The organism is Streptomyces jumonjinensis (assembly GCF_009600885.1).
GTDB lineage: Bacteria > Actinomycetota > Actinomycetes > Streptomycetales > Streptomycetaceae > Streptomyces > Streptomyces jumonjinensis.
This window is the reverse complement of record NZ_VCLA01000054.1, coordinates 23080-36607: the sequence shown is the minus strand read 5'-3', so window position 1 is coordinate 36607 and position 13528 is coordinate 23080. Positions and strand designations below refer to the sequence as shown.

Annotated in this window: 11 protein-coding genes; all 11 read right to left on the bottom strand. The window is 73.9% G+C overall.

Translation table 11 applies throughout. The annotated features are described in order from the left end of the window. Nucleotides 1-241: 241 nt before the first annotated feature. On the bottom strand, nucleotides 242-1252 hold the full coding sequence (locus tag FF041_RS06865; RefSeq protein WP_323391385.1) for an alpha/beta fold hydrolase: 1011 nt from the start codon (nucleotides 1250-1252) through the stop codon (nucleotides 242-244). 3 nt (nucleotides 1253-1255) lie between these two features. Continuing rightward, a complete protein-coding gene (locus tag FF041_RS06860) occupies nucleotides 1256-1531 on the bottom strand; it encodes a hypothetical protein (RefSeq protein WP_153521472.1) in 276 nt (91 codons plus the stop codon). Between the two features lie 107 nt (nucleotides 1532-1638). Beyond that, entirely contained in the window at nucleotides 1639-2766 is a 1128-nt protein-coding gene (locus FF041_RS06855; protein ID WP_153521471.1) for an alpha/beta fold hydrolase, read from the bottom strand. Between the two features lie 343 nt (nucleotides 2767-3109). Beyond that, nucleotides 3110-3997: a 4'-phosphopantetheinyl transferase superfamily protein gene (locus FF041_RS06850; RefSeq protein ID WP_153521470.1), complete on the bottom strand. Its 888-nt coding sequence runs from the start codon at nucleotides 3995-3997 to the stop codon at nucleotides 3110-3112. Further along, nucleotides 3930-4799 carry a 2-oxo acid dehydrogenase subunit E2 gene (locus tag FF041_RS06845; RefSeq protein ID WP_153521469.1) on the bottom strand — a complete coding sequence of 290 codons (870 nt, stop codon included), beginning with the start codon at nucleotides 4797-4799 and terminating at the stop codon, nucleotides 3930-3932. Before FF041_RS06845 ends, FF041_RS06850 begins: the two co-directional genes overlap by 68 nt. Further along, on the bottom strand, nucleotides 4796-5023 hold the full coding sequence (locus FF041_RS06840) for an acyl carrier protein (RefSeq protein WP_153482425.1): 228 nt from the start codon (nucleotides 5021-5023) through the stop codon (nucleotides 4796-4798). The genes FF041_RS06845 and FF041_RS06840 overlap by 4 nt, the downstream gene beginning before the upstream one ends. A gap of 131 nt (nucleotides 5024-5154) precedes the next feature. Further along, nucleotides 5155-6189, bottom strand: coding sequence for a 3-oxoacyl-ACP synthase III family protein (locus FF041_RS06835; protein WP_153521468.1), 1035 nt, complete (start codon nucleotides 6187-6189; stop codon nucleotides 5155-5157). Nucleotides 6190-6298: 109 nt separating this feature from the next. Beyond that, entirely contained in the window at nucleotides 6299-9376 is a 3078-nt protein-coding gene (locus FF041_RS06830; protein ID WP_153521467.1) for a type I polyketide synthase, read from the bottom strand. Further along, nucleotides 9373-9681: an acyl carrier protein gene (locus tag FF041_RS06825; protein WP_153482429.1), complete on the bottom strand. Its 309-nt coding sequence runs from the start codon at nucleotides 9679-9681 to the stop codon at nucleotides 9373-9375. Before FF041_RS06825 ends, FF041_RS06830 begins: the two co-directional genes overlap by 4 nt. A gap of 38 nt (nucleotides 9682-9719) precedes the next feature. Next, complete coding sequence (locus tag FF041_RS06820) at nucleotides 9720-11711, bottom strand: acyl-CoA dehydrogenase (protein WP_228388056.1); 1992 nt, start codon at nucleotides 11709-11711, stop codon at nucleotides 9720-9722. Then, nucleotides 11701-13527 (bottom strand): acyl-CoA dehydrogenase family protein, encoded by a 1827-nt coding sequence (locus FF041_RS06815; protein ID WP_153521466.1) that lies wholly within the window; start codon nucleotides 13525-13527, stop codon nucleotides 11701-11703. Before FF041_RS06815 ends, FF041_RS06820 begins: the two co-directional genes overlap by 11 nt. Nucleotide 13528 lies beyond the last annotated feature (1 nt).

Here is a 13528-nt window from a genome sequence, read left to right as displayed (position 1 = left end):
GGCGCCCCGACCGGATCCCGCCCACTGATCCAGCCTGATCCGCCAGAAACGCCCTGGGCCGCATCGCCGAAGTCCGCCTGCCCGGCGGCGGCCGGCGCGCACGCCCGTACGCGTAGCCCTGTGGGACGGGGCCCCCGGTGCATGTCCCCCTGGGCTTCGCCCGGGGGACCCGGCCTCCGCCTTGCGAGGCTCTCCCGTATCACTCCGGGCAAGGCCCCGCCCGCGTCGTCAGCCCGTGTCGTCAGCCTGCGGCCCGGCCGGGGGACGGTGGTGAGGTGCGGGCGCCGGGGCCGTGGTTGCGGAGCAGTCGGCGCCACTCCTCCGCGCTGAAGCGGGCGGCCTCGGTCCCGCTGATGAAGTCGTGGAGCACGGCGAGAAACCGCTCGGGGGACGCCCGGAACGGAAAGTGCCCGGCGTCCTCGAAGATCTCCAGCCTGCTGCCCGGCATCGAGACATGCCCCAGACCCGCGTGGAGCGCCGGGATCACCATGTCCCGGCCTCCCCACACCAGCATCGTCGGCATGCCCCGGGTCAGATAGCTGCGGTCCAGCAGTGTGCCGATCTGCCCCCGCCAGTCGACCACGGCCCGCAGCGTCCGGATGAAGGCGCTGCGGGAGGTGGCGTCGCCCAGGGCGTCGACCACGCGCAGCAGTTCCGGCGCGTCCAGTCCCAGCCCGGTGTGGAGCGTTCGCAGCGCGCGCACCGAGAGGCCCAGCTGCCAGCGCACGGCGGGCAGCCGCAGAGCGGCCAGCAGCAGTCCCGCCCCGGGCACGGCCGCGGCCCGCAGCAGCGGGGTGACCTGGCGGCCGAGGCCGCCGCTGCCGACCAGGACCAGACGTTCGGTGCGCTCCGGGAACTGGTAGGCGAACTGTGCGGCGACGGCCCCGCCGAGCGAGTGCCCGACGAGGGTCGCCCGTTCCACGCCGAGGGCGCTGAGCAGATCGCGTATCCCATTGGCGTACGCCCCCGGCGAGTAGTCCCCCCGGGGCTTGTCGGACTCCCCGTGGCCCAGCAGATCCGGGGCGATGACCCGGTAGCGCCCGGCGAGTCCGGGGATGATCTCCGCCCAGGTCGACGAGGAGTCGCCGATGCCGTGGATCAGCACCACGGCCGCTCCCCTGCCCGCCATCCGGTAGGCGTGCCGGTAGCCGTGCAGTCGGCGGGAGCGGACGCGTATCCCCCGGCCGCCCGGAGCGCGGGGCCGGGGAGGGGCCGGCTGCGCGCGGTCGCCGCCGATGTCGGTGACGGTCACGGCTCAGGCCCCCCGCCGGTCCGGGCAGCGCGGGAGAGCGGCGGACAGACCGGGGATGACGAGCCGTACGGGCTCCGCGCCGTGGTCCGGGTCCGGCGGGGCGCCGCCGCCGGAGCGGGCGCCGTCCGGGCGTGCCGCCGTGTCGTCGTCGGCGGGAGCGCCGGCCCCGGCGGTGGGCGGGGCGTCGATGCCGAGGGACGCCAGCGAGCGCCAGGGCAGAACCGTGCCGGGCGCCCCGGAGTCGGGCGGGATGCGGAGCAGCGTGGTGAGGGTGGACATGGCGACCGCCTCTCGGTCGGTGTGCGCGGAGCCGCACTGCCGTGGGTCGGTGTGCGGAGGTGGTGGGAGTACGAGAAGGGAGGGAGCACAGGCCCGGCGCGCGCGGTTCAACCGCCGGGGGCGGTGCGCGGGCCGCCGGGGGGCTCGGCCGCCCCGCCGGGAGCGGCGGCGCGTACCGCGCCGGCGGACGGACCCGGCGCGGGAGCGTTCCCGAACCGGGCCGTCAGCCGTGCTCTCAGCAGCGAGCCGATCAGCCACCTCCGCATCGCGCCCAGATGGGCGGGGGAGCCGTGGACGTCGTCGAACTCCTTGAAGCGCGCCCCGGGCACCAGGGAGCCGAGCAGCGCTCGCTCCGTACCCGGGATGATCTCGTCACGGGCGCTGACCACATAGCCGACCGGGATCCGGACCGCCGCCAGCGTCCCGGGCTCCAGCGCGAAGTCCCGGAGTCGCTCGCGCAGTTCGTCCCGGTCCCCGGCCCCGGTGAGTCTGCGCAGGGTCTCCACGGTGATCCCCGGCACCCGGGGCCACCAGAGCGGATCGGTGAAGAATCCGGCCACCGGGGCGCCGACGGTGTGCACCGAGCGGATGCGCGGATCGTCGGCCGCCGCCCGCAGGGCGAGGTGCCCGCTGAAGCTGAGGCCGAGCACGGAGGTCTCGGCGGTGTTCGCCCGGCCGGCCAGCCGGTCGAGGAGAAAGGGCAGCAGCCGCCAGGAGTCCGCCCGGTAGCGCAGGGTGTTCTCGCCGACGCCGGGCATCTCGGCGGCGACCGCCGCGTAGCCGAGGCGGGCGAGCTTCGGCAGCAGCGGAGCCCACTGTTCCTTCACGCTCACGATGCCGCCCATGACCAGCACCAGTGGGCGCGGGCGGCGGGCGTCGAGCCCGGCCGTCCAGCAGGCCACCGTGCCCTCGGGATGGTCGAGCACCAGCCGTCCGACGCCCCTGCGCCGCCGCCAGTCGTCGAAGGTGCGGACGCAGTTGTGCTGAGCCCGGACCCGGACGTGGTCGCCGTGGTGGGGGAAGCGGGCGAGGGCGTAGCGGCGGCAGGCGTCGAGCGGTCGGCCCGCGCGGGCCAGCCGGTCGGCCTCGCCCGTCCAGACGCGCGCCCAGGACGCGGGGTGCCCCGGCTCGTCGTTGGTGATCCGCGGCAGCACCGCGGCGACCTGGCGTCCGCTGATCCCCTGGCCCTGGGCGTGCAGCCGGGCGAACTCCTTCAGCTCTTCGAGGTGGTTCATGGCTCTCCTCCGTCTCCCGGCGCCGGGCAGCGGCGCCGGGGGAGTCGGCCCGGGGGCCGTTCAGGTGTGCGCGATGCGAGCCGTACGAGTACGGCGGGCGCGGTCCGGGGCGGGGGATGTACCCCGGCGGAGCGCCCGCCCGGAAACGATGCTGTCGGCCGCCCCTTAAGCCCCGCTTGTCGCCCGTTCGCGGCGACGGGCGGGGCCGGACACGGACGCGCGGACACACGCGCGCCCGCGCGCAGGCACACGGAAGGGCGCCATGGCCACAGGGAGCGACTCCCTTTCGCCACGACGCCCTTCCGTCTCTCCGGCGACCGCCGTCCCGCGGCCGGTCGCCGGTTCACCAGAAGGCGTTCTCCCCGGCCGCCCCGTCGTCCGGCTCGCTGTCCTCGCCGAGCGCCTCGGTCATCAGCGCGACCACCCGCGGATCGAGCATGGTGCGTGCCGCCGTGTCCTGAGTGCCGCCGAAACCGGAATCGCTCACCGCGACACTGACGGCATAGCCCCCGGCCACCGAGAAGGTGCCGAACTCCCACTCGACTCCGGTCCCCGGCGCGCCGTCCGGAGCCAGCACCCGTGCGGGCTGGCCATCGGGACCGAATCCGAAGTCGGTGAAGCGGAACCGCATCCCCTGCCCGATGGCCTTGCTGTACGCCTCCTTGAGCGTCCACAGCCGTACCAGATCCGGGCCCCGTTCCCCGGGGGGCAGCCGGGCCAGGGCGGCGAGCTCATGGGGCGTGCACACATGGCGGTGCAGCCCGCGCTCGTACAGCGGGCGGTCCTCCCGTTCGGCGTCCACCCCGATCAGCCCCCGGGTGGTGAGCCCGATCAGCAGCAGATCCTCGGTGTGGCTGAGGCTGATGTCCACCGCGTCGCAGCCGCGCAGATAGGGCCGGCCGGTGGGCCCGTAACCGAGCTCGATCACCTGCGGAGGCACCCGCAGCGCCACCGCGGCGGCGAACTTCAGCAGCACCCGGGAGGCCGCGAACCGTATCCGGACGTCCGGGTGGGTCATCTCCAGATACCGCTCCCAGTCGCGGCCCAGCAGAGCGCGCAGCCGGGGCCCGCCCGTCTGGTCGGGCCGCCAGTCGGCGAGCCGGGCGTGCAGCACCGCGACCGAGTGCTCCTCCAGATCGGCGCGGACCCGGTCCCAGGCCCCGTCACGCCCGGAGATTCCGACCGGTTCTCCGAATGATGGGCTCGGTGCCGTCGTCCTCCGCGCCGTCATCGAACCCCTCCAAGGTGCTCTTGAGGTCACCGAGTACATCCGCCGCCGCCGCGCCGTCGATGATCCGGTGGTCGAAGGTGAGCCCCAGCCGCAGCACCGGGGCGACCGCCAGCCGCCCGTCCCTGACGACCGGCCGGTCCACGACGCGTCCGGCGCAGAGGGTGACCGCGGTGCCGCCGCTGGAGTGGAAGCCGTCCACCGGCCGGTGGCCGAGCGAACTGACGGACACGGTGCCGAACACCGCCGGGCGCCGGCGCGGGTTCCGCAGCGCGGCGGCGAAGGCGAGCCGCCCGAGCGGCGCCGGCAGCCGGCCCAGCAGCCGCACCCCCCGGAACTCCGGCAGCGCGCCGGTGTCCGGCCCCCGGTAGCGGTCGATCCGCGTCTGCACGGCGTCCAGACCGGCCGACTCCAGACCGGGCAGCAGCGCGGAGAGCACCGTCCGCTCGCCGTCCACCGTGCGGTCCAGGGCCAGTTTGGCGGTCACCCGGTCGAACCGCACCGTACGCGGCCCGCGCAGCCCGAACGGCCGGCCGGGCAGCAGCGCCGCGTTGGCCCCGGGATGCCGGTACAGCACCCGTCCGGCGGCGTACAGCAGATAGGCGACCACCGAATAGCGCCGTCCCGCCGCCCGTGCCGCGGCCCGGTGCGCCTCGATCCGGGTCATGTCGATCTCCGTGTCGAGATGCACGGGACGCTGCCGGGCGGCGTGCTCCAGGAAGTACAGGGTGTGCAGCCTGCGGCGTTCGGAACGGATGGGGTACCCGGCGGCGCGCTCGGTTCCGGCGGGCCGCGGCTGACTCATATCCGGACCGCCAGACGGTAGATCTCCTGGAGGGTACGGGCCTCCAGAAGTCTGCCGACGGGCAGCGGACGGCCGGTGGTCTGCTCCAGCACGGTGACCAGTTTGAGCAGATACAGCGAATCCCATTCGGGCAGTTGGTCGAGGTCGCAGGCGACCTCGTGGTCCAGCAGGGGCATGCCCAGCTCGTCCCTGACGAGTCGGACGAATTCGTCGATGGTGTCCATCGGTACGGCCTCCGGGGCACGGGGCGGATGATGATCTCTCTGAGCGCGCGGCGGTCTTCGGCGACCCGGTGCGGCGGCCGGCGGCGAGCGGGCCTCAGCGTTCCGGCCTCAGCGTTCCGGCACGCCGGCCGTCACACCTTCTCCAGGGCGAAGCCCGACTTGATCCATTTGCTGGACTCGACGGCGACGGCCAGCGCCCGCTGACCCTCCGTCATCCGGTCCATCAGCCCCTCCATCTGGAGGAACGGCAGGGCGTTGCCGTTGTTGCCGGTCTCGGCGACACAGGACACCTCGACCGCGCCGGGCAGCCTCAGCTTCTCGGCGATCCGCCGTGTCATATGCCCGGAGAGCTGCGGCGGCAGCAGGAAGTCCACCCTGTCCGACGGCCAGTCCAGGTCCTCCAGCAGCTCCCAGAGGATCTCCTCCGCGATCAGCGGCACGAACTCCTCGATCGCCTTGTAGTCCTCCCGTACCGCCTGCCGGTCCTCGTGCCGGTCGGCGAGCCCGAACCAGTCGATCACCTGGCCCGGCTCGCGTCCCAGCCCGGTGAAGCGGTTGAGCACCCGGCGCACGGCCAGCCGCTGACCGCGCGGCTCGGAGGTGAGCACGGCGGCGCCCGCCCCGTCGCCGAAGAGCACATAGTTGACGAGGTCGCTCGGGGGCGCGTCGGACAGATCCCGGTCCAGGTCGAGATGTTTGCTGCACACATCGCCGCCGATCACCAGACCGGCGCGGTACCCGCCGCCCATGATCAGGGTGCGCCCCATGTCCAGTGCCTGAACGGCGCCGGCGCAGCCGGACTGGAGCTGATAGGTGGGGAGCTGGTCCAGTCCGAGCAGATCCGCGACCAGATTGACGGTCGCGGGCATCAGATGGTCCGGGGTCGCGGTGCCCATCACCACGAACTCGATCTCGTCCGCCGCCACCCGGGAGGCCGTGAGCGCCCGTTCGGCGGCCTGGGCGCAGAGATCGGCCAGCGACCAGCGGACCTCCCCGCTGTCCAGATCCCGGGCGAAGTGCCGGGTCCTGGTCCCGATGAACACATCGATCCACTCGTCGTTGACGCCGAGCGTCTTGGCCAGCTTCCCGTTGTCCACCGGGTCGCCGGGCAGCGCGGTCCCGACAGCGGCGAGATACGCCACGGGAGCCGACTGGGGTTCCTGCATCGTGCGGTCCTCTCTCTCTTCTGGAGACTCCGTCCATAAGCGCCCCATACGCGACGGCCCGCCGGGAGGCGTTCATCCGTACGCCGGCGGCCCGCCGGGCGGCGGTCCGTCAGGCCACCGCGGAACCGACCCGGTCCTGGAGATACCCGATGAGATCGCCGACCGAGGACAGCCGCGGCAGCAGATCCTGCACACTCATCGCCTCCAGACCCGTCAGCCGTTCCTGGATCCGGTCCTTCAGCTCCATCACCATCACCGAGTCGAAGCCGAGATCCTCATAGAGCAGGGAGAGCGGCGAGCTCTCGTCCGGGGCGTAGCCGCCCACCTCCGCGACGGCCGCGATCACGGCGCGCGCCACCGGATCCGCGGGCGCGGCCTCCCGGGCCGACGGCAGCACCGCCGTCAGGGTCTCGCCCGCGCCCGCCGCGGGCCTGCCCGGCTCCAGCTCACCGGAGTACGGCTGGGCCGGCAGCACCTGGACGCCCGCCGCCGAACCGGCCCGCACCGCCGAACCGGACCGCACCGCCGAACCGGACCGCACCGGCGCACGGGTCCAGAACCGGTGCGCGTCCGAGAAGGCGTACGGGGCCAGCCGCTGCGGCAGCCGGTCCTCCTCCGGGTAGACCGCGTGCCACCGCGGATCCAGCCCGCTGCGGTACAGCTCGGCCACCGACTCCGCCAGCTCACGCCCGCCGGACGTCTCACCCGGCACCAGGGCCAGGGACGTACCCCCCGCCCCGGCGGACGAGCGCAGCCCCCGCGCCATCTTGGTGAGCACCGGCCGGGGGCCGACCTCCACCAGATGGGTGGGACCGGCGTCCAGCAGCCGCGCCGCCGCCTCGCCGAACAGCACCGGAGCGCAGATATGCTCCGTCCAGTACTCGGCGTCCATCGGCTCCGCCTCCAGCAGCCGCCCGCGCACCGTCGAGTACACGGGAAGCTTCGGCACCCCGCCGCCGACCTCGCCGGCGACCTCCGCGAACCGCTCCAGCACCGGCTCCATCAGCGGCGAGTGGAAGGCATGCGAGACATCGAGCCGCCGGGAGCGCACCCCCCGCCGCTCCAGCGCCTCACCGATCCGCTCCAGCGCCGCGAGATCACCCGACAGGACCGTCGCCCGGGGGCCGTTCACCGCGCCCACCCCGACCAGCGGCTCCGCCGCCACCAGCTCCGCCAGCTCGGCCGCGTCCGCCCGTACCGCCAGCATGCCGCCGCGCTCGGGCAGCCGCTCCATCAGCGCGCCGCGCGCCGCGACCAGCCGGGCGGCCTGCTCCAGCGGAAAGACCTCGGCGAGCACCGCGGCGGCGTACTCGCCCACGCTGTGACCGAGCAGCAGCGCGGGCCGCACCCCCAGCTCGGACAGACACGCCGACAGGGCGTAGCCGACCGCGAAGAGCGCGGGCTGCGCCCAGCCGGTCCGGTGCACCGAACTCTCCCCGGACAGCAGCAGATCGCGCACCGAGCCGCCGGTGTGCGGGGCGAGCGCGGCATCGGCCTCGTCCAGGAACCGCCGGTACAGCGGAGACTGCCGGTACAGCTGGGCCGTCATCGCCGGATACTGCGAGCCCTGCCCCGTGAACAGCAGCGCCGCCAGCGGCTTCCCGGCCGGATGACCGGTGAGCCGGGCCAGGGAATCGTCGTCGCCCGCCGCCTCGCGCAGCGCCGCCGCCAGCTCGCCCGAACCGTCCACGGGCACCGCGAACCGGTAGCGATGGCCCGTCTTGACCCGATTGCTGCTCCAGCACAGCGGGCCCGCGGGCGCCCTGCGCCGCGCCACGGCGTCGGCCTGCGCCAGCAGATTGCGGCGCAGCGCGTCCAGCGAGGGGGCGCTCACCGTGAACACCCCGCTGCCCAGCCCCGTACGGCCGCTGTGCGCCTGCTCCGGCGGCGGCTGCGCCCCGGGGCGGGCGGCGTACGGCGGCGCCGACTCCAGCACGGCATGGGCGTTGGTGCCGCCCATGCCGAAGCTGCTCAGACCGCCCAGCGCCGACTGCCCGGACCGCAGCCGCAGCGGCGCCTTCAGCAGCCGCAGACCGTTCTTCGACAGCTTCAGGGCCGGATTCTCACTGGCCGCGTAACGGCTCGCGGGCACCGTGCGATGGTGCAGCGACAGCGCCACCTTGATCAGCCCCGCGATCCCCGCGGCCCCTTCGGTGTGGCCGATGCTCCCCTTGACCGAGCCGAACGCCATGGGACGCCCGGAACGGCCCGAGTGCAGCTGCCCCAGCGCCTTGACCTCGATCATGTCGCCGAGCACGGTGCCGGTGCCATGCGCCTCGGTGAAGGTCATGTCGGACGGCTCGACGCCGGCCCGGCGGTAGGCGGCGGCCAGCACGTCCTGCTGCGACCAGCGGTTGGGCGCGGTGATGCCGTTGCTCCGCCCATCCTGATTGACGGCGGTGCCGCGGATCACCGCGTACACCGGCTGGCCGTCCGCGACGGCGTCCTCCAGACGGCGCAGCACCACCGCGCCCACCCCCTCGCCGCGGCCGATGCCGTCGGCGTCGGCGCTGAAGGGCTTGCAACGGCCGTCCGGCGCGGACAGCCCCGCCTGGGTGTAGAAGATGCTCAGCGCCGGGGTGAGCGCCACATTCACCCCGGCCGCGATCGCGGTGTCGCACTCGCCCGACAGCAGCGCGTTGCACGCCAGATGGACCGCGACCAGCGAGGACGAGCAGGCGGTGTCCACCGCCAGGCTCGGCCCCTTGAGATCGAGGTGGTACGACACCCGGTTGGCCGTCATGCAGTAGCCGTTGCCGGAGCCGACCTGCGCGGTGACCCGGGCGTAGTCGGTCAGATGCAGCTGCGCCCACTCATTGCCCATGATGCCCACGAACACCCCGGCGGAGGTTCCGGCCAGCCGCTGCGGGGCGATGCCGGAGTCCTCCACCGCCCGCCAGGCGCACTGGAGCAGCAGCCGCTGCTGCGGGTCCATCGCCGCCGCCTCACGCGGGGAGATGGTGAAGAACTCGTTGTCGAACACGTCCGGGTCGGAGATGAAGCCGCCCTCGGTGGTGTTGGAGTGCCCCTCCGCTCCGGCGGGGGAGTGGAAGTCCCGGGCGTCCCAGCGCTGCGCGGGCACCCTGCCCACGCCCTCGCCGGAGCGCATCAGCATCTCCCAGTAGGCGCCGGCGTCCGGCGCCCCCGGGAAACGGCAGTCCAGCCCGACTATGGCGACGGGCCTCATCGGGCCTCGCCCGCCAGGGCCCGCAGCTCCTCGGCGAGGTGCCCGGCGAGCGCCTCGACGGTGGGGTAGTCCCACGCCACGGTGGGTTCGAGGACGACGTCGAAGTCTTCCTCGATGTCGCCGCAGAGACTCAGCGCGGCGACCGAGTCCAGACCGTACTCGGCCAGCGGGACGGTGGCGGCGATCTCGGACGGCGACCGCTTGAGATAGAGAGCGATCCGCTCGGCGAGCCAGCTGCTCAGCGACTCGACGCTGTGCTCGGTGTGCTCGGTGCTCGCGGGGCGGTCGGTCGCGGGAACAGACATGGGGGTACTCCTCGGTGAAAGCGCTCGGGGTCCGGCGGTCAGCCGGCCAGCGGGGTGTCGTAGAGGTCGTAGCTGCGGCGTTCATGGAAGCGCCGGAGCACTTCCTCCCGCACCCGGCCCTCGCACGCGGCCGGCAGATCGGCCGGGCGCTGCCCCAGCCGGCGGGCCAGCCGGTGCAGGGCCGCCGCGGCCCAGGCCGGGTCGGCCAGGAAGGGATCGCCGCCGTCCCGGGCCGCCGCGCGCCAGACGCCGAGGACGGACGCCGCCGCGAGGAACACGGCATAGCGGTCGGCGAGCGCGAAACTGGCGGGGCTGGCGAGAGCGGTACGGTCCTGGGGGGTCAGGCTCAGACTGTCCTCCTGGAGCTGTCTCAGCTGGTCCAGCATCCGCATGACCAGCGCCTGCACCGCCAGCTCCGCGGGGGAGCCGCTGGGCAGCTCGTCGACGGCGGCCACCAGCGAGGCGCTCAGACTGTCCCGGCCGCTGGCCAGCGCGAGCCGGCCGAAGGGAATCGGGGGCAGCTCCCCCCGGGGACGGAACAGCTCCGCCGGCGCCTCGTCCCCCGCGAACCAGGCACGCCGGGCCAGCCGGGACAGCTGGGGAATGATGGTCGCCTGACAGGCCGCCGAGCCCGCGTGCCCGAGACTGAGCACCGGCAGATCGCGCACATGCTTCTGGAAGAGCCCGAACTCGCCCTCGCGTACGTAGAACCGCGCGCCCAGCACGATCGACAGGTCGTACATGGTGTCCGTGAGCATCCTGGGCACCAGATACTTCACCGCCGCCGCGTACACACTGGTCTCGTCCGGCAGCAGATGCACCGCGCGGGTGGCGACCAGCGCCATGCTGTCGCAGCTGAGCAGATCGAGAAAGGCCCCGGCGAGGGTGGCGGAGGCATGCGGGATCTCCATCACCGAACGCCGGTACAGCCGCCGCCCGAGCGCGAACCGCACCACCGTGCGCAGACTGGTGTCCAGCGCGCCGATGCCCATCCCGGGTATCGCGCTGCGGGTGAGCTGGAAGGAGCGCAGCGCCAGCTCGACGCCGTGGCCCGACTCGCCCACCAGCGCGTCGGCGGGCACCGGACAGCCGTCGAAGTCGAGACCGGAGAGCCGGCAGCCGCGCACCCCGACCGCGGAGTAGCGGGGCAGCACCGAGAAGCGCGCCGGATCGAGCTGCCCGCGCTCCGCGAGCAGCACCGAGTGACTGCGGCTGCCGGGCCTGTCGTCGGTGCGGCTGAACAGCACGAAGGCAGCGGCCCGGTCCGCGTTGTTGATGACCTCCTTCCGGCCGTGCAGCCGGAAGCCGCCGGGTGCGGCGTCGGCCCGGAACTCATTGCGGACGAAGTCATTGCCGTGCGGCAGCTCGTGATACGCGACGGAGACCTTGGAGCCGTTCAGCAGCAGCTCCGCCAGCCGCCGCCGCTGCTCCTCGCTGCCCGCCGTCCACACATTGGCGGCGGCCATGAAGGAGGTGATCCCATAGCCGAGGCCCAGCGCGACATCGCGGCGGAAGACCTGGCGGGTCACCCGCACCAGCGTGTCGAGCCGGTCGAGCCGGCCGCCGAGGGCGGTGGGGACGAACTCGGCGTTGAAACCGGCATCGTCGAGCAGCCGCTCCGCCGCGGGCGGCAGCTCACCGGCTTCGTCGGCGGCGAGCACCCGGGCCGCCGAGAGCGGGTTGGCGGGGTCGTCGGGGTCCCCGAAGCGGCTCTCCAGATCGGCGATCCGGGCCTGGACGAGGCTCTCCTGGGTGACACGGGGGCCCGGTGCGGCGTCCGCGGTCCGTGGGGTGACGATGGTTTCGGCGGCGGTTGCTGCTTCGCGGGCGGCGGCTTTCCGGGTGGCGGCCGATTCGGCGGCTGCCTTCCGGACGGCGGCCCTCGGGGCGGCGGTCGTTTCAGCGGCTGCCTTCGGGGCGGTGGCCGGTTCGACGGCTGCCTTCCGGACGGTGGCCGTTTCGGTGGCGCCGGCAGGGCCCGTCGGGGCTGCCGCGCCGCGCAGCCCCGGGACGGCGGGATCACTCAGCATGACGTCCCCTCGGATGTCCGGGCGTGCCGTGCGGCGTCCCGGTGTCGGTGTGTTCGTACGGGCGGCCGTCCCGGCCGGCCGTGGCCAGCCGCAGCGGGAGGAGCGAGAAGAGCTCCCCGGCCGCCCCGGCCGCCCGCAGCTGCTCCAGCAGCCGCGGATACGCGTCGGGCTCACCCCCGCCCGGTTCGCCGAGGCGGACCAGCAGCCGGTCCAGCACGGGCCAGAGCCACACCCCGTCCTGCCACAGCCCGGCGGTGCGCCCCGCGCTCCCCGCCCGGTGGTTGTGCGCCCACAGCCCCAGACAGGCCGCGCCCGCCAGACAGAGGCTGTACCGGCGGGCGGCCTCGAACGCCGCCGGGGGGACGTCGGAGACGACGGTGCGGTACTCCTCCATCGTCCGGTGGACCATGTCGGTCACCGCGAGCAGCCGCTCGGCCGCACCCAGCGCGCCCTTGAGCTCCGGCCGCCCGGCGGCCTCGGCCCGCAGCGCCTCCACCGACTCCGGCAGCGTGGCCATGATGCCGCTGCCCCGGCGCGCGACCAGGGACAGCCGCCCCGGGTCCAGCCGGGGCAGCGGCCCGGACAGCTCGAAGGCCGCCCTGGCCCCCGCGGTGTCCCCGGTCCGCCGCTGCCAGCCCCTGACCAGGGAACGGAACTGATTCACCAGGGAGTTCAGATTGACCAGGGTGTTGCCGTCGAAGAGTCCGACGATGCGATGGTCCCGGTCCACCTTCTGGAACATCCCCCGGGCGTGCACGTCCTTGAGGAAGGCCCGCGCCCCCAGCAGCCTGGTGAGCTCCCCGATCACCGCCTCGGTGCCGGACGGCACCAGATACTTGGTGACGGCCGCGGTCACGCTCAGCTCATCGGTGGCCGTGTGCACGGACCGGGCGGCCACCGTCGCCAGCGCCTCCCCGGCCAGCGCGTCCGCCGCGGCGCAGGCGAGCGCGTGCCGGGCCTGCGGCAGATCCACCAGCCGCCGCCCGTACAGCTCGCGCCGCTCCGCGAAGTCCAGCGCGATCCGCAGCGCGTGATCGGCCGCGCCCAGCGACAGCGAGGCGCACATCGTACGGGTGAGCTGAAGCGCCTTGAGCACGGTCTCGACGCCGCCGCCCTCCGGGCCCACCGCCGCGTCCGCCGCGACGGGCGCGTCGTCGAAGGCGATCCCGCTGATGTCCGCGCCCCGGATGCCATGGGTACGGATCTTGTCCAGGCAGCGGTAGTCGTCGCCCGCCGTCAGCGTCCGCTTGTCGACGAGCAGCACGGTGAAACCGCGCGGCCCGCCGTCCGCCGCGGTACGGGTGAGCACCGACAGCACACTGCCCCGAGTGGCGTTGTTGATCAGCCACTTCTCGCCGGTGAGCCGCCAGCCGCCGCTGCCGTCCGGCTCGCCGAGCACATCCCCGGCCAGCAGATCGCTGCCGTGCGCGCGCTCGGTGAGGGCCAGCGAGACCGGCACCCCGGCGCGGATGTCCGCGGCCAGCCTGCGGGCCTGTCCCGTATCGCCGCAGACCCAGACGCACACCCCGCCCAGATAGGTCTTCCCGTGCCCGATGGCGACGGTCAGATCCCGGCGGGCCACCACCCGCATCACCTGCATCACGGTCTCGTAATCCGTCAGACGGCCGCCGTGCTCGACCGGGATGTAGAACTCCTGGAGCCCCCACTCCTCCAGAGCCCGGCAGATGTCGGCCGGGAACTCCTCGCTCTCGTCGAGCTCCAGGCAGCGCGCGTGGGAGAAGACCCCGCCCGGATCCTCGGGGTCGCCGAGCAGCAGCTCAAGTTCCTGCGCGAGACGGTAGGGCGGATGATCCATG